We start from the raw sequence: 20,053 nt of genomic DNA, 5'->3' as shown, positions 1-20,053 counted from the left end.
TGGCAGGTGCTCAGCGCAGGATCTGGCTCAGGAACAGTTTCGTGCGGGCGTGCTGGGGCGCCGCAAAGAATTCGTTCGGCGTGTTGGCCTCGATGATCTGGCCGGCATCCATGAAGACCACGCGGTTGGCAACCTCGCGGGCAAAGCCCATTTCATGGGTGACGACCAGCATGGTCATGCCCTCCTCGGCGAGGTCCACCATGGTGTCCAGCACCTCCTTGACCATCTCGGGGTCGAGCGCCGAGGTCGGCTCGTCGAACAGCATGACCTTCGGGTTCATCGTCAGGGCCCGCGCGATCGCGACGCGCTGCTGCTGGCCGCCGGACATCTGCCCCGGAAACTTGTTGGCCTGATGCGGGATCTTGACCCGCTCCAGGAACTTCATCGCGTTGATCTCGGCGTCCTTCTTCGGGATGTTGCGCACCCAGATTGGCGCCAGCGTGCAGTTCTCCAGCACGGTCAGATGCGGGAACAGGTTGAAGCTCTGGAACACCATGCCGACCTCGCGGCGCACCGCGTCGATGTGCTTGAGGTTGGGCCCGAGCGCGATGCCGTCGACGACGATCTCGCCCTCCTGGAATTCCTCCAGCGCGTTGATGCAGCGGATCAATGTCGACTTGCCGGAGCCCGAGGGTCCGCAGATCACGATGCGCTCGCCCTTCTCGACCGCAAGGTCGATGTCGCGCAGCACGTGAAAGTCGCCGTACCATTTGTTGAGGCCGGAAATCTTTACGATGGGGTCGGACATGGTGACCTCGATCAGTTGCGACGGTGGGCGTTGAGGCGGTGCTCGACGAACAGCGAGTAGCGCGACATTCCAAAGCAGAAGATGAAGTAGATGATCCCGGCGAAGGCGAAGCCGGTGAACGCGGTCGAAGGCGTCGACCATTTCGGGTCCGAGAACGAGGCCCTGAGCGAGCCCAACAGGTCGAACAGCGCCACGATCGAGACCAGCGAAGTGTCCTTGAACAACGAGATGAAGCTGTTGACGAGGTTCGGAATGACGTGACGCAGCGCCTGCGGCAGCACGATCAGCGAGGTCGTCTTCCACCAGGACAGCCCCAGGGCCGCGGCCGCCTCGCCCTGCCCGCGCGGGATCGCTGCGAGCCCGCCGCGGACGTTTTCGGCCTGATAGGCGCCCGTGAACAGCGCGATGCCGATCAGCGCGCGGACGAGACCGTCGACGGTGAAATTGCCGGGCAGGAACAGGGGCAGCATGTAGGTGGCGAAGAACAGCACCGTGATCAGCGGCACGCCGCGCCAGAACTCGATGAAGGCGATCGAGAAGATCCGGATCAGCGGAATGGTGGAGCGGCGGCCGAGCGCCAGCGCGATGCCGATCGGCAGCGAGGTGACGATGCCGGTGACGGAGACCACCAGCGTCACCAGGAGGCCGCCCCACAAATTCGTCGTCACGACCGGCAGTCCACCGCGATCGAGACCCATCAGCTTGATCACCGCGGCGATGGCGACGAAGGCAGCAATGCTCGAGGCCAGAGCGCGCCAACCCGTGCGCAAGCCGCCGCCGAGGCCGAAGGCGATCAACGACACGACTACGGTCGTGACGGCAAAATCGGCCCAGACCGACTGACCCGCTCCCTGGATCTGATCGCGCAACCAGGTCAGCGGAAGGATCAGCCAGGAGATCGCCGTGCCGAACAGCACGATGAAATTCCCGACCGCCCACAACAGCGGCGCAACGGCGGACGTCTTGCTGAAACCGAGCACGGCCTGCCCGGCGCCGATGATGCTCTCGTCGAACAATTCCAGCAGGCCGGCGGTCCAACTGAGGCCAAAGCCCTTGATGCCGCCACCGTGCAGCAGAAAGAACGCGACCACTGGAAATGCGAAGAAGAACAGACTGGCGTTGAGCCCCTTTGCCGGCAGACGCGGCACGAGCAGTGGCACGAGCAGGACCGCCGCAAGGACAAACGCGAGGTTGACCCGCCAGCGCTCGGCCTCGGGATAAAAACCGTAGATCAATTGCGGCAGCTTGGCCTGGATGTAGGGCCAGCAGGCGCCGACCGCAAAGCCGGCGTTCTCCGCGAGGCACGCCGTGCGGTCCTTGCCGCTCCAGACCGCATCGACCATCAAGAACCTGACCGAGGGAACGATGGTGAACCACAGCAGCAGGGCGCCGACGATCGTGAGCAGGATGTTGGTGGGCGAGTTGAACAGGCGCGTGCGCATCAGCCCGACAAAGCCCGTGGTCTTCATCGGTGCGGGACGCTCGGTGAGCAGGTCGCGGCGGACGAAGCTGCTCGAGGCGATATCGCTCATGCGCCCAGACTCCGGCTGACGCGCCACCCGTAGACGCTCATGATCGCGCTGGTGAGCAGCGAGATCAGGAGATAGATGCCCATGGTCATCGCGATGATCTCGATCGCCTGCCCGGTCTGGCTCAGCGACGTGCCGGCGAACACCGAGACGAGGTCGGGATAGCCGATCGCGACCGCCAGCGACGAGTTCTTGGTGAGATTGAGGTACTGATTGGTCAGCGGCGGCACGATGACCCGCATGGCCTGCGGCACCACGATCAGCCGCAGCGTGTTGCCGCGGCTGAGGCCGAGCGAGGCCCCCGCCTCCATCTGCCCCTTGTGGACGGACAAGATTCCGGCGCGCACAATCTCGGCGATGAAGGCGGCGGTATAGGTCGACAGCGCCAGCGTTAGCGCCACGAACTCCGGGATGATCCGCGATCCGCCGGCAAAATTGAAGCCCTTCAGCTGCGGCAGCTCGAAGGTGAAGGGCAGACCGAACACCAACATCGTGGCAAGCGGCAGCCCGAACAGCAGGGCCAATACGGTGGGCCAGATCCGGATCATCCGCCCTTCCTGAAACAGCGCGCGCCGCGCATAGAAGCGCAAGGCCAGTGATGCGGCGATACCGAGCGCCAGCATCGCCAGGAATGGCGCGAGGCCGCTCCCGCCGATCGGGCTAGGAATGACGAGGCCGCGATTGCTGATGAAGGCAACGCCGAGCAGCGAGATGCTCTGCCGAGGATTGGGCAAGGCAGCCAGCACCGCGAGGTACCAGAACAGGATCTGGAACAGCAGCGGCAGGTTGCGGATGATCTCGACATAGATCTCGCCGACGCGCGACAACAGCCAATTGGGCGACAGCCGGCACAGCGCGACGATGAAGCCGATCGAGGTGGCGAAGACGATGCCCACCACCGAGACCACGAGCGTGTTCAAGAGCCCGACCACGAACACGCGCAGGAACGTGTCCGAACCGGTATAGGAGATCAGGGTCTGGTTGACGTCGAAGCCGGCATTATTCCTGAGGAAGCCGAAACCGGCGGCGATGTGCTGGTTTTCGAGATTGGCGCGGGCATTGGAGACGATCTCATAGCCGATCCAGCCCAGGATCGCCGCGAAGGCAAACTGGACGGCAATGCCGTTCCAGCCTGCCTTGCCACCCAGAACGCGCCTGATCTTCAGCGCGATCTGGGGTGGCGGTTTTCGGGCCTCGGTGCTCATGCCGCTGCCAGCGGATCAGGATGATCAGCGGATCGGCGGCGCGTACTGAAGACCGCCCTTGTTCCAGAGATTGTTGAGACCGCGATTGATGGCGAGCGGCGAGCCCGCGCCGACATTGCGATCGAACACCTCGCCGTAATTGCCGACCGCCTTCACGATCCGCACCACCCAGTCCTTGGTCAGGCCGAGTTGTTCGCCGAAATTGCCGTCGGTGCCGAGGACGCGCTTCAACTCGGGATTTTCCAGCTTCGCTTTCTCGTCGACGTTCTTCGAGCTCACGCCAAGCTCTTCAGCGGTGACCATCGCGAACAGGGTCCACTTCACGATGTCGAACCACTGATCGTCGCCGTGGCGCACCATGGGGCCGAGCGGCTCCTTCGAGATGATCTCGGGAAGCACCATGTGGTCGTTGGGATTGGCAAGCTTCAGGCGATTGGCGTACAGGCCCGACTGGTCGGTGGTGAAGACGTCGCAGCGTCCGGCCTCATAGGCCTTGACCGTTTCGTCGTTGGTGCCGAACGCGATCACCTCGTACTTCATGTTATTGGCTTTGAAGTAGTCGGCCAGATTCTGCTCGGTGGTAGTGCCGGTCTGCACGCAGACCGAGGCGCTGTTGAGCTCGAGCGCCGAATTCACCTTGAGCGACTTCTTCACCATGAAGCCCTGCCCGTCATAATAGGTCACGCCGGTAAAATTGGCGCCGAGCGAGGTATCACGCGAGATGGTCCAGGTGGTGTTGCGCGAGAGCACGTCGATTTCGCCGGATTGCAGCGCGGTGAAACGGTCCTTGGCGGACAGCGGCACGTACTTGACCTTGGTCGCATCGTTGAAGATCGCCCCGGCGATCGCCTTGCAGACGTCGACGTCGAGGCCGGTCCAGTTGCCCTTGTCGTCGGGCGAGGAGAAGCCCGGCAGGCCCTGACTGACGCCGCAGGACAGCATGCCCCGGTCCTTGACCGTCTTGAGCGTTTGCGCGTCGGCGGCTTGGGCGGAGAGGCCGGCGGCGAGAGCAAGGGTGAGAGCCAGGGTTACGCGTTTCATGGGCTTTGGGCCTTTCAAAGTCGTCTCAAGGAACGTTGTCTCAGGATCATCGCTGCCAGGGCCAGGCGTATCAAGGCCAGCCCTGCAAGAGTCATGCTGGAAAACCTTGCCGAACACCCGCCGATCCCGGGAGGCCATACCTTAATCCCCGCCGCAGGCGCCCGCCGATATGGCTGTGGCGCAAGGTCCGGTCAGACGATGGATCGAAGGTCGCGGCAGGCCCCTCAACATGCGGCGACTGAATAGCACCTGCGCATCACAGAACGACTGGCGTGCCGGGTCAAGGGGTTGACGGGACTCTTCTGTGTTCTGTTATTAACGACAGCGGCCTTTCGGCCAGCCCGTCAGGCGCCAAGCCCGAGCGGAAACGCGGTTTTGAAAGCAGACGCATGGATTCCTCGCACCCCCAAGAGCAGCAGGCCGAGACCCGGCTGGTCACCTCCGGCCGCGACACCAAGGCGCAGAAGGGGTTCGTCAATCCGCCGGTCTTTCACGGCTCGACCGTGCTCTACCCGACCGCCGAGGACCTGCACGCCCATCGCGGCGAGTTCACCTATGGCCGTCATGGTTCCCCCACCACCAAGGCGTTCCAGGAGACGCTGATGGCGCTGGAGGGACCGCAATGCGCCGGCGTCGGCATCGTGCCGTCGGGGCTGTCGGCGATCTCGACCACCCTGCTCTCGGTGCTCAAGGCCGGAGACCATCTCCTGGTCTGCGACAACGTCTATCGGCCCTCGCGCAATTTCTGCAACGGCATGCTCACCCGCTTTGGCGTCGAGACCAGCTATTTCGATCCGATGATCGGCGCCGGCATCGACAAGCTGTTCAAGCCCAACACCCGGGCCGTGCTGGTGGAGGCGCCAGGCTCGCAGTCGTTCGAGATGCCGGACATTCGCGCCATCGCCGAGGTCGCGCATGGGCGCGGCGCGCTCGTCATCGACGACAACACCTGGGCAACGCCGCTTTATCACCGCTCGCTCGAACAGGGCGTCGACATCAGCATGCAGGCCGCCACCAAATATATCGGCGGCCATTCCGACATCATGTTCGGCACCATCTCGGCCAATGCCAAGGCCTGGCCGATGGTCACTGAAGGCATCCGCCTGCTCGGCGTCTGTGCCGGGCCCGACGATGTCTTCCTGGCGCTACGCGGCCTGCGCACGCTGTCGGTGCGGCTGGCGCAGCATCACCGTTCCGGGCTCGACATGGCGCGCTGGCTGGCTAGCCGGCCCGAGGTCGCGCGCGTGCTGCATCCCGGCTTGGAGACCGATCCCGGTCACGCGATCTGGAAGCGTGACTTCACTGGCGCCTCGGGCCTGTTCAGCATCGTGCTGAAGCCGGCCCCGCAGAAAGCGGTCGACACCATGCTGAACACGCTCAAGCTGTTCGGCATGGGTTTTTCGTGGGGCGGCTTCGAGAGCCTTGCGATTCCCTTCGACTGCGATGCCTATCGCACCGCGACCAAGTGGTCGCCGGGCGGCCCGACGCTGCGTCTCCACATCGGTCTGGAGAGCGTCGACGACCTCAAGGCCGATCTCGACCGCGGCTTCGCTGCCCTCAAAGCGGCAATGTGAGCCTGCTCACAAGGCATCTCGACTGCGGACGCGCCAACGCGCGCCGCGGCGGACGCTCAACGCGCCGCGGGAACGTGCAGTTGGCGTAAACGTTAACGTCGACGCGCCAACAAAAGGTTTGAACCTCAAGCATTTGGCGCTAGCCTCACCAATCGACTCCAATCCGGACACGGAGCATGGGAACGTTGGTTCTGCTCGATCTGATGGGCGGCGTTGCGCTGTTGCTGTGGGGCCTGCATATGGTCCACAGCGGGATCTTGCGCGCCTTCGGTCCCGACCTCAGGCGCCTGCTCGGCAAGGCGCTGAGCAACCGCGCCAGCGCTTTCGCCGCCGGCCTTGGCCTCACCGCGCTGCTCCAGAGCAGCACCGCGACCGCCCTGATCACGAGCTCGTTCGCAGCCGAGGGGCTCGTCAGCCTCGCCGCGGCGCTCGCCATCATGCTCGGGGCCAATGTCGGCACGACGCTGATCGTGCAGGTGCTGTCGTTCAACATCGCAGCCGTTGCGCCGGTCCTGTTCGTGCTCGGCCTCGTCGCCTTCCGCTCCGGCCCGCGATCGCGGATCAAGGACATCGGCCGCGTCTGCATCGGCCTCGGCCTGATGCTGCTCTCGCTGCACATCCTGCTCGACACGCTGGCGCCGGCTGAGAACGCACCGGGCGTCCGCATCGTGATGTCGGCCATCACGGGCGATCCCATATTGTGCATCGTCATCGCCGCCCTCGTCACCTGGGCCGTGCATTCAAGCGTCGCCAGCGTGCTGCTGATCATGTCGCTGGCCTATTCGCAGTTCATCACGCCCGACGCGGCGCTGGCGCTGGTGCTCGGGGCCAATCTCGGCAGTGCCATCAATCCCGTGTTCGAGGGCGCCAGGCGTGACGACCCCGCGAGCTACCGCCTGCCGGTCGGGAATCTCGTCAACCGCGTGATCGGGATTGCCCTCGTCCTGCCCTTCCTCGGCGCGATCGCCGAGCACATGCACGCCTGGCAGCCCGATCTCGCCAGGATGACGGCGGCTTTCCACATCGCCTTCAATGTCGGCACCGCCGTCGTCTTCATCGGCCTGCTCGACACCATGTCGCGCCTGTTGACGCGTCTCCTGCCGGATCGCATGCAGGAGGCCGACCCAGCCCGGCCGCGCTATCTCGACGAGACCGCGCTGGAGACGCCGTCACTGGCGCTCGCCGACGCCGCGCGCGAGACGTTGCGGATGGGCGATCTCGTCGAGGTCATGCTGCGCAAGGTGATGGCGGCGATGATGACAGGCGACCGTGCCCTGGTCGACCAGGTCTCCAAGATGGACAATTTCGTCGACGGTCTCGACGAGGCCATCAAGCTCTACGTGACCAAGCTGATGCGGGGCAGCCTCGACGAGAGCGAAGGACGGCGTGCGATGGAGATCATCTCCTTCGCCATCAACCTCGAACATATCGGCGACATCATCGACAAGAGCCTGAGCGAGCTCGCCACCAAGAAGATCAAGCGTCGCTTCCAGTTCTCGGCGGAAGGCGCCGATGAACTCGCCGCCTTCCACAAGCGCACGATGGACTCGCTGCGGATCGCCTTCGGGGTCTTCATGTCCGGTGATGCCAACGAGGCGCGCAAGCTGCTGGTGGAGAAAACCGCGCTGCGCAACACCGAGCTCGCCGCGGTCGAGCGACATCTCGACCGCCTGCGCGAGGGCCGCCCCGAAACCATCGAAACGACGTCGCTGCATCTGGACGTGCTGCGCGACCTCAGGCGCATCCACTCGCATATCTGCTCGGTCGCCTATCCCGTGCTCGACGCGGCCGGCGTGCCCTATCGCAGGACGGAGGCGGAGACAGCGGCCCTGCCAACCTCAGGCGCGGCCTCGGCCTTGCCGCACTAAAACCTGGGCTCAGCGATCGAGCGTCTTCGAGGCGCGGCCGCGGTTCTTGATGATCAGCATGATGTTGCGGATATAGATGATGGTCGCGAGCGATTGTCCGAGGATGATCACCGGCTCGCGCTTCACGACGCCGTAGACCAGCGTCATCAGTCCGCCGCCCATCGAGCAGAACCAGAACGCCATCGGCACCACGCTGTTGCCTGCGCGCTCGCTCGCGATCCACTGCACCAGGAAGCGCGCGGTGAAGAACAGCTGCGCGACGAGGCCGAATGCCAGCCAGAAATCGAACTTGGCGACGAAGACGTCGTAGAGATAATTGCTCAGCGCCTGACCGTATTGAATGATCATGCGTTCACCTCAGTCACATCTGGTGTCGGCTTCTTGCGGCGGATCAGCCACCATACGCCGGCGAGATCCATGATGCCGATCCACAGCCGGTCGAAGAAGCCGTAGTTGGACACGCCGGAATGGCGCGGCCGGTCGATCACGTCGACATAGGCGATGTCGTAGCCTTCGCGGCGGACCAGCGCCGGCAGGAAGCGATGCAGCCCGTCGAAATAGGGCATCATCAGGAAGACCTCGCGGCGGAATGCCTTGAGCCCGCAGCCGGTATCCCGCGTGCCGTCCTTCAAGATGGCGTTGCGGACGCCGTTCGCTATGCGCGACTGGAATTTCTTGAAGCCGGTATCCTTGCGTCCGACACGCTGCCCCGCAGCGAGGCCGACGCGCCCTGTGCCCTTCTCGACCGCCGAGATCAGGTCGGGCAGGAAGGCTGGATTGTTCTGGCCGTCGCCATCGAGGGTCGCCACGATCGCTCCGCGCGCCGCGCGCACGCCGCTGCGCACGGCCGCGGACTGGCCGCCTGATCTGGCGTGGCGCAGTTGGCGCAGATTGCTCCGCTGCGCCATGATCGCCGCGAGCCGTTCGCCGGTCGCATCGGTCGAGCCGTCGTTGACGTAGATGATCTCATAGGCCCAGCGGCCATCGAGCGCCGCGCCGATCTCCGCGATCAGCGGCGCGATGTTGTCGGCTTCGTTGCGCACGGGAACGACGATGGAAACCGAGGGCTGGGACGTCGACAAAGGCGGCTCGTGGTTGGAAGTGGGCCTGGGGACCCCTGGGAACCGGCGGTCCCGGCAGGCAGCCGCTTTTATGGGGCGGATGCCCCGCGGGCAACCCTTTTGAGATGGCCCGAGACCGCCCCCGGAAGAGGCACAATGGTGCCATCCGCGCGGATGGCAAAACCCAGCCGCCTGGCCGCGAACCAATAGCGGACCGCCATGGCGCCGACCGTGCCGACCAGGGCGCCGGCAACGACGTCGCTCGGGTGATGCGCGACCAGCACCAGCCGCGTCAACAGGATCACGATTGCGTAAGTGAACATGAACACGCGCAGGCGCGGCCACAATGCCGACACGGCAAACGCCAGCGCGAACGCCGCCACGGCATGGCCCGAAGGCAGACTGGCGTAGGCCCCCGTGCCCTCGAACGGCACGAAGTTGAAGGGATTGGCTTTGCCGCCGACAAACGGACGTCCGCGGCCGATGACATATTTCAGGACCTCGGCAACGAACGCCGACACGGCAATCGACAGAAACACAAATTGCAGCCGTGTGCCGAGACCGAGGAGCAGCGCGCGGCTTGTGCCGTGAAGCCCGGCCGCAACGAGCGCCAACACCACCAGCAAGCCCCCGAGCACCGAGAGCAGGTACTCGTCCTTGCCGAAATCGGTGAGGATGCGGATCGGCCACAGGCTTGGCGTGCCGCGCGCCGGCATCAGCTGGATCTCGGTCTGGTCGAACGCGAGCATCAGCGCGATGACGAGAGCCGCGCCCGTCGCACTGAGCCACAGCGAATGCCGCGCCAGCTTTCGCGCGGCCTCTGCGCGGCGCGAATGCGAGGGCGTGCGGACGAGCTGCGCCAGCGCGCTCCGGGACACGGCGAGCAATTGCGCGGGATAGCCCGGACGGGGCGCGGGGCTGGTCGTAACAGGCATCCTATTCGGTGCCTTCCGAGCGGAAGATCGAGATCGAGATCGCGCGCCCTTGCGAGAAATTGTAGCCGTCGATGCGGGTGCCAACCTTGTAGCGCAGCCCGATCGCCTCGGCGCGCTGCACGAAGCTCCGCTCCGAACGCTGCTCGATCAGCGCAAAGCGGCAGCTGCCCTGCCTCAGGAAGTCGGCCGCGCCCGACCCGTCGGTGAGCAGGGTCTGGGTGCCCGTCAGGAAGACGAGGCTCGGCTCGTGATAGCCGGCCGCCGCCGCCTTCGGCCCGACGCAGGTGACGTTACGCAAGGCGCGCGCGATCTCGATGCTCGGAAACAGCGGCGTCAGCGACGGCAGCACGATGCCATACACCACCACCGCCAGCATCAAGGCCGCAACCAGCGCGTTGAGCAGCGAGCGCTCGGCGCGGTTGTTGTCGTAGAGCCACCAGGCGAACAGGCCGAAAATCAGCGATGCCGCGATAAACGGCCAAGCCACAAAAGCGGGCTGCCGCGTCAGCATCACGGCGCCGACCACCGCGATGATCGAGGTGGCCGCGGGGATCGCGAACCACCAGGCCGAACCGCGCATCAGCCAGGAGCGCGACAGCACGCGCCGCTCCACCGCACCGGCGGTGAGGATGGCGATCGCCGGGTACAGCGGCAGCACGTAATGCGGCAGCTTGGTCAGCACCGCCTCGAACACGATCCAGGACGGGATCAGCCAGGCCAGCAGAAACTGCGCGCCGGGCTCACGCCGCGCCCGCCACACCGCGGGTGCCGCCATCGCCGCGAGCGGTGCGCCCGGCCAGAACGTGATCCAGAACAGCGCCAGGTAAAGTCCAGGCGGCGCACCATGGGATTCCTGGGCGCCGATCTTGCTCAGCATGTCGCCGCCGACGGAATCGGCAAAGAAGGCATCGCCCGCGCGCCAGAAGATCGCGACGAACCAGGGCAGCACCAGCACCAGCATCCACATCAGGCCCCAGACCGGGCGCAGCTTCCACAGCCAGGAGGCATCGCGGTCCTGGATCGCGAGCGCGGCTATGGTCAGCCCTGCGAACATCAGGATCAGCGGGCCCTTGATCAGGATGCCCACCGCAAGCGCGGTCCAGAAGATCGCGGGCCAGCTCCAGGGCGGATGCGTCTCGTCCTCGGCGCGCTGCCAGGACAGATAGGCCCGCGCCATCGCACCCATCGCGGCGGTCACGCAGAACAGCAGCATCGCGTCGGTCTTGGCGAGCCGCGCCTCGACGCCGAGCAGCACCGAAGCGCACATCATCAGCGCCGCCAGCACCGCGGCACGCCGCGTGACGAAGCCGAGCGCGGCCCAATAGGTCATGAGCACGGCGCCGATCGCTCCGAACAGGGACGGCAGCCGGTAGACCCAGATCCGCAATTCGGCCTTCGGCAGCTTGAGCATCGAGGCGGCTTCGACCGTCGCCGATTGCAACCAATAGATGCCGACCGGCTTCTTGTAGCGGACGTCCTCCTGAAAGCGGATATCGACATAGTCGCCGCTCTCGACCATCTGCTTGGTGGCCTGGGCGAACCGCGCCTCGTCGCGATCGATCGGCGGGATCGTGAAGAAGCCCGGCAGGAACAACAGCAGCGCGCACACGAGCAGGAAGGCAACGGCGCGGGCATGGCTGGCCGTGGCGACATCGAGTATGCGCACGAGCCCGCTGCCCGGATTTGCAGGCGATTTTGGCTCGCGGGGCGCTCCAAAACGGGGAGTTGGGTAGGTCTCGGCCATTGGTTCCGCTTACGCTGAAACCGCCATCGCCACAACCGCTTAAGGCAGGGTCATTGAATTCGAATGACGACTGTGTCCGCGGCGCCCGTGGCGTCGATCACGGTGAGCCGAGCAAAGCCCGGACCGGGCGGATCGATCAGGCGCTGGCGACGTCCGTCGATCTCGCCGAGCGCCGTACCGTTAACCATGACGGTCATGGGAAGCACGCCGCCCGCGACCTTGACCGGCATCGCGCCGCTCTCCTGCCCCCCGGAGCGATCGACGTCGATCCGCGAGCCGTTCAGCGGAAACTGGATATGCAGCGCCTGCTCGCGGCCGGTCCGCACCAGTTCCCCCACCGGCCGGAACCGCTTCAGCGGCAACGGCAGCTTGGCGTTGCTGGCAACCAGGGTTCCCCTTGGCGGCTTCGGCAATGCGGTCAGCGTCTTGCCGCTGCGGGCGAAGGCATCGAACAGGATCGGTGCTGCGGCGACGCGCCCGATCAGGCCGGGAACCGGCGCACCGTCGGGCCGGCCGACCCAGACCCCGATGGTCATCCGGCCGTCGAACCCGACCGACCAGGCGTCGCGATAGCCGTACGAGGTGCCGGTCTTGAAGGCGATGCGGTTGTGGGCGGCGTTCTCCGGCGGCGGCGTTCCCAGCAGCACGTTGCCGACCTGCCAGGCCGCGACCTGATCCAGCAGCCGGAGTGGCTCGCGGTCGTCCTTGTCAGCGATCACCTCGCGCAGCGGCTTGGTGGTGCCGAGGCGGGCAAAGCCCGTATAGAGCTGGGCGAGATCCTGCAGCGTCACGCCGACGCCTCCGAGCCCCATGGCAAGCCCCGGCGCTTCGTCCTTGGGCAGGACCAGATTGCCGCCGGCCTGCCGCAGTCGCGACGCCAGCCGGCTCGAGCCGACACGGTCGAGCAGCACGATCGCGGGCACGTTCAGCGAGAGTTGCAGCGCCTTCCTCACGGGCACCGTGCCCTGGAAGGTCATGTCGAAATTTTCCGGCGCGTAGGAGCCGAAGCGGACCGGCCGATCGTCGATCAGGCTCTCCGGATGGACGAAACCGTCCTCGAAGGCGAGCCCGTAGATGAAGGGTTTCAGCGTCGAGCCCGGCGAGCGGATCGCACGGGTCATGTCGACCTGCCCTGCCCGGCTCTCGTCGAAATAATCGGCCGAACCGACGCGTGCCAGCACGTCGCCGCTCTCATTGTCGACCACGATGATGCCGACCGAGATGTTCGGCCCGAGCGCAATGGCGCGGTCGCGCGCCAGCGGCTCCAGCACCTTCTGCAGGTTCGCATCCAGCGTCAGCTTGATGACCGGCTTATCCTTGAGCGTCGACAGCGCGGTATCGGACGCATGCGGGGCCAGGATCGGCATCGGCTTGCGCAGTTTTGGCACGGGCACGGCCTTGGCCTGCCTTGCGTCGTCTGCGCTGACCACATGCTCCTCGACCATGCGATCGAGCACGCGGTCGCGCGCCTTGCGCGCGGCCTCGGGATGGCGGTCGAGGCGGCGCGTCTCCGGTGACTGCGGCAGCGCGACCAGCAGCGCGGCTTCGGCCAGCGACAACCGCTTCGGCTCCTTGCCGAGATAGCCGATCGAGGCGGCGCGGATGCCCTCGAGATTGCCGCCATAAGGCGCCAGCGCGAGATAGAGGTCGAGGATCTGCTCCTTGCTCATGCTGCGCTCGATCTCGATCGCGCGCACCATCTGCCGCAGCTTGGCGTAGAGCGAGCGCTGCCGCCGCGGCTCCATCAGCCGCGCCAGCTGCATGCTGACGGTCGAGCCGCCAGAGACGATGTGGCCGCGCGTCGCAAGCTGCAACGCGGCGCGCCCGAGTGCGAGCGGGTCGAGACCGTTGTGGGCGTAGAAGCGCTGGTCCTCATAGGCGAACAGCAGCTTGAGATAGGTCGGGTCGACGTTGGACTTGGCATCGACCGGCAGCCGCCAGCGGCCGTCGGCCATGGCGTAGGCCCGCAGCAGCTTGCCGTTGCGGTCGACGATGGTGGTGGAGACATGCCGGGCCTCGTCGAGCGGGAGAGGTCCGAGCGAGTAGACCCAGCCGACGAAGCCGACGATGGCGAGGATGAAAGAGAGTGCGAGGGCGGAGAGGATACGAAGGCCGCGGCCCCTTGCTGCGTCATGGCCGGGCTTGTCCAGGCCATCCACGTTCTTGCCCGCTGCGCCACAGTTCGTGGATGCCCGGGACATTTGCGCGAAGACGCGCTTCGCGCTTTTGCCCGGGCATGACGACTGAGTATGTGGCTCCGCTGCGCTCATTCAATCAGCACTCACTTCGCCGCCCGCACCTCGACGGTGCCCGTGCCGGTCCGGCCGTAGCGCGAGGGATTGTACATGTCCTCGACATAGGCTTGCGGCAGCACGTATTTGCCGGGCGCGACCACGCGCACGATATAGGCGACGGTGAAGACCGACTTCGAATCCGAGGCGCGATCGACCGCCGCCGTGAAGCGATCGTCGCGGAACTCGGTATCCTCAGGCTCCTCGCCGTCCTCGATCCAGTCCAGCGTGCCGCTGTCGCCCGATGAGACCAGCTTCGGATTGTCGATCTCCAGGCCCGCCGGCAGATAGTCGGACACCATGATGTGGCCGTACTCGGGCTTGGCCTCGGTGATCTTCAGCACCACGGCAAAGCGCTGGTTCTGCTTGACCTTGCTGATGTCGGCCGGCTTGCCGTCGAGCGTGAAGTAGTTGCGCTCGATCTTGAAGCCGTTGGACGCTGCCGGCTCCGGCGTCACCGGCGAGCCCGACACCGAGACCACCGCCTGCACCGGCGCATCGCCGGTGTTGGTGATCTTCAGCGGCTTGCCGCTCAACGTGTCCGCCTTGTAGCTGCGATAGAGCGCGGTCTTGACCGGCTGGCCATCCACCTCCATCGACAGGTTCTCCTTGGCCAGCGCCCGCGCCGCCAGCACCAGCCACGCATTCTCCTGCGTGGAGGTGTAGGGCGTCAGCCCGCGCGCGGTCTCGACCCGCGACACCGCCTGCGTCAGCGTCGCCTTCGGCGCATTGCCTTCGCTGGCAAGCGAGACCAAAGCTGCGGCATCGCGAAGCTGCGAGCCGTAGTCGGTGCGGCCGAACTCCAGGACAGGCTTCGGCGCGAGGCTGTCGAGGGCGGCGCCATAGACCCGCTCGGCGCGATTGCGGTCGCCAACAAGGGCGAGAGCCGCCGCAAGCTGCGACTTCGCGATCGGCGTCGCGAGGTTGTTCAGCTTGGTGTCGGCGAGATAGCGGAGATCGCCGATCGGCGCTGCGCCGTTGCGTGCGAGCACATAGAGGCCATAAGCGAGATCGCGCCCGCCGTCCTTCTCCGGCTCGTTGCCGTTGACGACGGAATTGCGGATGCGGTCGAGCGCGTTCTTGAACAGGACATCAGGCACCGCAAAACCCTTCTCACGGGCTCGGGTCAGGAAGTCCGTCACGTAGGCGTCGAGCCAGGCATCGTCGCCGCCGGCCGACCACAGGCCGAACGAGCCGTTCGAGCCCTGGCGGGCCAATAGCCGCTCGATCGCATCGCGGATGCGCTGGTCGACCTCGGTATCCATGGCGAGGTGCGCGCCGGCCGCGAGGTCGTTGACGTAGAGCAGCGGCATCGCGCGGCTCGTGATCTGTTCCGAGCAGCCATAGGGATAGCGGTCGAGCGCCTTCAGGATCGTCGCCGCATCGAGCGCGGTCGACAGGCTCGCCGAGACCGAGACGCTGCCGGTGCCCGGCACCAGGTCGGAGAACATGTCCGAGGTCAGCGTCAGGCTCTCGCCCTTCGCCAGCGTCCGGATCGAACGCCGCGCCAGCACTTGCGTCGCCGCCTTTACGTCGAACGCGTAGTGGCGCGCCAGCGTCAGCCCGTTCGGTCCCTTGATGTCGACGTCGAGCGTCGCCTGCCCGGCCGCGGTCGCGTCGATCGCGAGCGTGAACGAGTTGCGCTGCTTGGCGGCGAGCTTGACCGTGGTCGCGGGATTGCCGGTCATCTTCACCGGTCCACCCGTTTTCACGTTGATGACGTAGTCGCCGGCCTGGCCCTCGACATTGTCGATCTCGAGGTTGACCGTGCCGTGGTCGCCGTTGAGCAGGAAGCGCGGCAGCGTCGTGGTCAGCACGACGGGGTCGCGGATCACGACGTCGGTGTTGGCGCGGCCCAGCTTGGTCGCGGTCCACGCCACCGCCATCACGCGTGCGGTGCCGGCGAACTCCGGAATGTCGAAGCTGACTTCCGCACTGCCATCGGCGCCAACCGTGACGATGCCGGAATAGAGCGCCAGCGGCTTTTGCGCGGGCGGCGAACCCTGCAGCTCGCCAGCGCCGGCGTCACCGCCGGACTTGATCTGGCCGCGCGTGCCGGACATGCCGTCGATCAGCTGCCCGTAGAGGTCGCGGATTTCGGCGCTCAGGCGGCGCTGGCCGAGATAGTAATCGTCCGGCGCCGGCGGCTTGTAATTGGTGAGGTTGAGGATGCCGACATCGACCGCGGCGATGACGATCTTGGCGTCCTCGCCCGGATTGAGCCCGTCGAGCTTGACCGGGATTGTCAACGCTGCGTTCGGCCGGATCAGCGCCGGCGGCGACAGCTTGACCTGCAAGGTGCGGGCCTGCTTGTCGATGCCGAACCATTTCAGGCCGATCGCCCGGCCCGGCATGCGCTGGGCCGCGGCGTCGAGCGGGCGACGCAGCGTCGCCACCACGTAAGCGCCGGTGCCCCAGTCCTTGCCGACCGGGAGCTTCACCTGAGCAGTGCCTTCCTTGACGTCGATCGTCTGCGTCGTCAGCAGGCGGTCGCCGAGCACGTTGATGGTGAGCTTGCCGGCACTGCGGACATTGACCGACACCGTTATGGTGTCGCCGGAGGAATATTGCGGCTTGTCGATCGAGGTCTCCAGGAGGTCCGGCGTGTCGGCGCTGCCGTCGGAATACCAGCCGACGTCGAACTGCACCGAGGTCACCGGGCCATCGGCATCGTTCGACTTCACATCGAGCCGGTAGCGGCCCGGCTGGGGGGTGAGCGAAATCCGCGCCGGCTTGTCGGCGGCAACCGTCACATCACCGTCGGCGACGCGCGAGGTCGACTTGACCGGCTCGTACTCCCAGTAATTGTTCTGGCGGTACCATTGGTAGCGCGACTCCATCTTCAGGAGCTCGTAGCGCAGGCCGTCGCGGCGCAGCTTCTCGCCCTCAGGCGAGACGAACACGACATCGAACTCGGCCTTGTCGCCCTCGGCGACGTTCTTGTCACCGAACAGCGGCTTGACGCCGATCAGGGCGGTCGCGGGCGCAACCGGCAGCACGATCTTGCGCTCGACGGCGCGGCCGCCGGTCTCCACCATGCGGACGAAGATCTGTGCCTCCTGCGGACGGGTCGAGGCCGGCTGCTTGTCCAGCGTCACCGGGAAGGTCGCAACGCCGTTGGCGTCGGCCTCGGGCAGGTTCTCTAGCGGCGTGCGCTCGTTGGAGGTGGTCTCCTCGTCGGCGACGCCGAAGTGGTAGCCGGCAAAGCCCGGACGTTCGCTTGCGGGCGCGACCAGCATGTCGCCTTCAAGCTGCAGGCCGGACGCGGGCGCGCCATAGAGGAAATGGCCGTCCGCCTTAAGCTCCACTGGAGCGTTAGCTTTGATCAGCTTGTCCTTGGCGGACAAGTCGAATTCGATCCGATCGGGAACATAGTCCTCGACCATGAAGGTGGTCTCGCCGACCGAGGAGCCCTTCGGGTCGGTGAAGGCGCGCACCCGCCACGTCCCGGTCGGAACGGCCGAGTTGAGCGGCACGGACAGCGTACGGCCGCTGGCGCCCTGGTCGGCGAGCGCGGCACGTCGGTATTCGACGCCGTCAGGACGTTCGATCACCAGCGTCAGCGGTCCGCCGCTGACGGCATTGCCCTGCCCGTCGCGCAACAGCGCGGTGAGATAGACGGTCTCGCTGGATCGGTAGACGCCACGCTCGGCATAGACGAAGGCATCGGCGCCTGCGGGCACCACGCGGCCGGAGACGCCGCGATCGGACAGATCGAAGGCGGAGGACTTCAGGCTTAGGAAGGCATAATCGGCCTTCTCGCCCGTGACCGTCAGCATCGCCGGCGACAGGCCGCCCTCGCCGCGCGCAAGCCCCGCCTCGAACAGCACGTGGCCACTGTCGTCGGTCTTGCGGGTCGCCAGGATCTCGTTGTTGCGGGCAACCAGCCGGACCTCAGCCTTGCCGACCGGATCGGTCGAGGCCAGCGAGTTCACGAACACGTGGATACCGTCATTGCCGGAATAGGCGGACACCCCGAGATCGGAGACGATGAACCATTGCGTGGCGAGCTGGTAATCGTCGTCCGAGCCCGGGCCCTTGGCGGCGGCCGTCATCACGTAGACGCCCGGCTGAAGCTCGCCGAGCGCCTGGTCGACCGGGAATGCCGTGGTGACGTCCTGGTTCAGCGTCATCGCGGTCGCGAGCTCGCCGGTCCAGACCTTCACGCCGCGCTCATCGCCGAGATCGGAGAGCTGGTATTTCGACAGCGTCTTCTGGAAATCGCTGTCGACCACCGTGTTGATCAGATTGCGGTCGCCGATCCGGAACACGTTGATATTGACCGCAGGCGTGTTGACGCTGACCACGGGAATGCCGCGCTGGCCGGTTCGGGGCAGCACATAAGCCCGGCTGGTGAAGCGCACGAACGGCTTGCGGTCGCGCACATAGACGTTGAACTCGGCCGATTTCGGCAGCCCCTCCTTCACGGTGGACGGCAGGCCGGCGCGCAGATTGATGTTGTAGCGCTCGCCGTGCTTCAGCCCGTCGACGCAGAGCTGCTTGCCTTCGGCCGACAGCGCCGGCTTGTCCTGCCCCGCCAGCGCGAGGTACGGCGCGAAGTCGGTGCGTTTTGCCAATTCCTCGGAGAACTGGAAGCAGGCGCGCGGGCTCGCCGAATCCGAGTCGACGGTGTAGTCGAGCAGCCGGAAGCCGTGCTCGTCGCGCATCTTCTCATATTGGCCGCGGACGTCGGCGACCTCGCGCAGGTCGAGCGACAGCCGCAGCGAATCCAGCGCCGGCCGCCACAGCTTGCGCTCCGACAGCGACTTGCCGAGCACCGCAAGCGCATCGGCCTCCTCGCCCGGATTGCCGGCCCGCAGGTAGGCGATGTAGGCCGCGGTCGAGGCGCGTTCCAGCAGGAAGATCTGCTCGCTCGAGCTCTTCGGCGATATCTGGAAGATGACTTTGGCAAGCCGCAGCCAGTTGCCGGCGTCTTCCGGCGTGGTCGCCGCGATCTGGCCGAGCACCGACAGGCCGGTGCGGTAATCATTGCGCCGGAAGGCGGCATCGGCGTCCGTCTTCAGCGTCACGTTGGACTTGGCGACGGGCCCCGCCTCGCTCTTGATCTGGGCCTCCAGCTTGATGGCGGAATCAGCGAGGTCGTCGCGCTTGAACGCCTTGTCGGCAGCGTGTGTTGCGCTGAAGCCGAGCGCCAGCGTGGCGCAAATTGTGACGGCGCGAACAAGACCGATCATGGTGGACTCCCGGAAATCGCGGACAGCCGCCCGCTGGCAGCATGAAATGCGCGGAAAGGTGACGGACTCAAGGCGATGGAACCAAAGGTGCAAATCGTCGCATTCGCCATGGAAAGGCAAGCCCAGAGGAGACCGATCAAGATACCGCCGCTCACGCCGTCCTGATGGCGCAGCGATACCCGACCCGTCGACCGGCGGCCACATCCCGGAAGCTGGCCAGCGTTCCCGGCGATGTGATCCATCGTCCAGTCCGCGGCCGCTCAACCCGGCACCCTGACATGCCACCGTCTCGCTTTGTCGCGGCTCTGAGGAAAAGGGTTCGGTTCAGACTTGGCGAAAGACGATATTTTTCATATTTGGCATGGTAGATGAACCAGCCGGCCTCCCAACGGAGGCTGGCGTAGCGACGGTCCCATAGCTCAACTGGATAGAGTAGCGGATTTCTACTCCGCGGGTTGCAGGTTCGAGTCCTGCTGGGATCGCCAGTCTCATTAAATCCACCGCCCTTCACGAACGCGTGGGTAACCATACGCCGGCCTTTGAACGGCGCAGATCAGCCCTATGTATGCGCCGGGCGGGTTGCGCCCGCGTTAAGGACTCCGATGCTTCCTACCGAATGGACGAGAATGGCTATCGCATCTGCGGTGGCAATCGTCGCGATGTCGTATCTGGCAATCGACGCAGGCGTGGTGAACACCAGTGTGGTCACAAGGCCCATCAAGGTAGCTCAGGCATCGATCGTTGGCGCTGGAATGGGCCAGCATCACCTTGCCTTCGCCGTTCAGGAGTGGGCGCGTCCCAGCCGCGACAACAACGAAAAGCCGGCCCTGGAGCATTGCCTGGCGATCGACTGATCGAGGCG

13 protein-coding genes and 1 tRNA gene are annotated in these 20,053 nt (G+C 65.7%); 4 read left to right on the top strand and 10 right to left on the bottom strand.

Annotated features, from left to right (window positions below; translation table 11 throughout):
* Positions 1-10: 10 nt before the first annotated feature.
* Genes GGD66_RS03490 through GGD66_RS03475 form a run of 4 tightly spaced genes read right to left on the bottom strand, consistent with a single transcriptional unit; the run spans position 11 to position 4,523 of the window.
* On the bottom strand, positions 11-748 hold the full coding sequence (locus GGD66_RS03490) for an amino acid ABC transporter ATP-binding protein (protein WP_018323160.1): 738 nt from the start codon (positions 746-748) through the stop codon (positions 11-13).
* 11 nt (positions 749-759) lie between these two features.
* Positions 760-2,280, bottom strand: coding sequence for an amino acid ABC transporter permease (locus tag GGD66_RS03485; protein WP_092258651.1), 1,521 nt, complete (start codon positions 2,278-2,280; stop codon positions 760-762).
* Positions 2,277-3,482: an amino acid ABC transporter permease gene (locus GGD66_RS03480; protein ID WP_183256876.1), complete on the bottom strand. Its 1,206-nt coding sequence runs from the start codon at positions 3,480-3,482 to the stop codon at positions 2,277-2,279. The genes GGD66_RS03485 and GGD66_RS03480 overlap by 4 nt, the downstream gene beginning before the upstream one ends.
* Before the next feature lie 24 nt (positions 3,483-3,506).
* Positions 3,507-4,523, bottom strand: coding sequence for an amino acid ABC transporter substrate-binding protein (locus tag GGD66_RS03475; RefSeq protein WP_028144715.1), 1,017 nt, complete (start codon positions 4,521-4,523; stop codon positions 3,507-3,509).
* A gap of 389 nt (positions 4,524-4,912) precedes the next feature.
* On the opposite strand from GGD66_RS03475, the gene metC reads away from it, so the two are divergent.
* Positions 4,913-6,097, top strand: a complete 1,185-nt coding sequence (gene metC, locus GGD66_RS03470) for a cystathionine beta-lyase (RefSeq protein WP_092258344.1) — start codon at positions 4,913-4,915, stop codon at positions 6,095-6,097.
* A gap of 176 nt (positions 6,098-6,273) precedes the next feature.
* Entirely contained in the window at positions 6,274-7,965 is a 1,692-nt protein-coding gene (locus GGD66_RS03465) for a Na/Pi cotransporter family protein (RefSeq protein ID WP_183256875.1), read from the top strand.
* Between the two features lie 9 nt (positions 7,966-7,974).
* On the opposite strand, the gene GGD66_RS03460 is transcribed toward GGD66_RS03465, so the two are convergent.
* The 6 genes from GGD66_RS03460 to GGD66_RS03435 all read right to left on the bottom strand — a co-directional run bounded on the left by GGD66_RS03460 (position 7,975) and on the right by GGD66_RS03435 (position 19,191).
* Positions 7,975-8,313: a lipid-A-disaccharide synthase N-terminal domain-containing protein gene (locus tag GGD66_RS03460; protein ID WP_018323154.1), complete on the bottom strand. Its 339-nt coding sequence runs from the start codon at positions 8,311-8,313 to the stop codon at positions 7,975-7,977.
* Positions 8,310-9,047 (bottom strand): glycosyltransferase family 2 protein, encoded by a 738-nt coding sequence (locus GGD66_RS03455; protein ID WP_092258350.1) that lies wholly within the window; start codon positions 9,045-9,047, stop codon positions 8,310-8,312. The genes GGD66_RS03460 and GGD66_RS03455 overlap by 4 nt, the downstream gene beginning before the upstream one ends.
* A gap of 68 nt (positions 9,048-9,115) precedes the next feature.
* The gene (locus GGD66_RS03450) at positions 9,116-9,961 is read right to left on the bottom strand and encodes a phosphatase PAP2 family protein (RefSeq protein ID WP_092258353.1); all 846 of its coding nucleotides are present in this window, start codon (positions 9,959-9,961) and stop codon (positions 9,116-9,118) included.
* A gap of 1 nt (position 9,962) precedes the next feature.
* A complete protein-coding gene (locus tag GGD66_RS03445; protein ID WP_183256874.1) occupies positions 9,963-11,705 on the bottom strand; it encodes a glycosyltransferase family 39 protein in 1,743 nt (580 codons plus the stop codon).
* Between the two features lie 50 nt (positions 11,706-11,755).
* Positions 11,756-13,864: a penicillin-binding protein 1C gene (gene pbpC / locus GGD66_RS03440; protein ID WP_183256873.1), complete on the bottom strand. Its 2,109-nt coding sequence runs from the start codon at positions 13,862-13,864 to the stop codon at positions 11,756-11,758.
* Between the two features lie 122 nt (positions 13,865-13,986).
* Complete coding sequence (locus GGD66_RS03435) at positions 13,987-19,191, bottom strand: alpha-2-macroglobulin (protein WP_183256872.1); 5,205 nt, start codon at positions 19,189-19,191, stop codon at positions 13,987-13,989.
* A 408-nt stretch (positions 19,192-19,599) separates the two neighbouring features.
* Between GGD66_RS03435 and GGD66_RS03430 the strand changes: the two genes are divergently transcribed.
* Together GGD66_RS03430 and GGD66_RS03425 are read left to right on the top strand one after the other, a co-directional pair.
* Positions 19,600-19,676 (top strand) — tRNA-Arg (locus GGD66_RS03430).
* 117 nt (positions 19,677-19,793) lie between these two features.
* On the top strand, positions 19,794-20,045 hold the full coding sequence (locus GGD66_RS03425) for a hypothetical protein (protein ID WP_018323148.1): 252 nt from the start codon (positions 19,794-19,796) through the stop codon (positions 20,043-20,045).
* The last annotated feature ends 8 nt before the right edge of the window (positions 20,046-20,053 follow it).

The organism is Bradyrhizobium sp. CIR48, from assembly GCF_014198315.1.
GTDB lineage: Bacteria > Pseudomonadota > Alphaproteobacteria > Rhizobiales > Xanthobacteraceae > Bradyrhizobium.
This window is presented reverse-complemented; position numbering and strand designations above follow the sequence as displayed.

What these genes read in the sequence shown, in the direction of transcription:
- GGD66_RS03490 (WP_018323160.1), bottom strand. Translation starts at nt 748, where the DNA reads ATGTCCGACCCCATCGTAAAGATTTCCGGCCTCAACAAATGGTACGGC.
- GGD66_RS03485 (WP_092258651.1), bottom strand. Translation starts at nt 2,280, where the DNA reads ATGAGCGATATCGCCTCGAGCAGCTTCGTCCGCCGCGACCTGCTCACC.
- GGD66_RS03480 (WP_183256876.1), bottom strand. Translation starts at nt 3,482, where the DNA reads ATGAGCACCGAGGCCCGAAAACCGCCACCCCAGATCGCGCTGAAGATC.
- GGD66_RS03475 (WP_028144715.1), bottom strand. Translation starts at nt 4,523, where the DNA reads ATGAAACGCGTAACCCTGGCTCTCACCCTTGCTCTCGCCGCCGGCCTC.
- metC (WP_092258344.1), top strand. Translation starts at nt 4,913, where the DNA reads ATGGATTCCTCGCACCCCCAAGAGCAGCAGGCCGAGACCCGGCTGGTC.
- GGD66_RS03465 (WP_183256875.1), top strand. Translation starts at nt 6,274, where the DNA reads ATGGGAACGTTGGTTCTGCTCGATCTGATGGGCGGCGTTGCGCTGTTG.
- GGD66_RS03460 (WP_018323154.1), bottom strand. Translation starts at nt 8,313, where the DNA reads ATGATCATTCAATACGGTCAGGCGCTGAGCAATTATCTCTACGACGTC.
- GGD66_RS03450 (WP_092258353.1), bottom strand. Translation starts at nt 9,961, where the DNA reads ATGCCTGTTACGACCAGCCCCGCGCCCCGTCCGGGCTATCCCGCGCAA.
- GGD66_RS03445 (WP_183256874.1), bottom strand. Translation starts at nt 11,705, where the DNA reads ATGGCCGAGACCTACCCAACTCCCCGTTTTGGAGCGCCCCGCGAGCCA.
- GGD66_RS03435 (WP_183256872.1), bottom strand. Translation starts at nt 19,191, where the DNA reads ATGATCGGTCTTGTTCGCGCCGTCACAATTTGCGCCACGCTGGCGCTC.
- GGD66_RS03425 (WP_018323148.1), top strand. Translation starts at nt 19,794, where the DNA reads ATGCTTCCTACCGAATGGACGAGAATGGCTATCGCATCTGCGGTGGCA.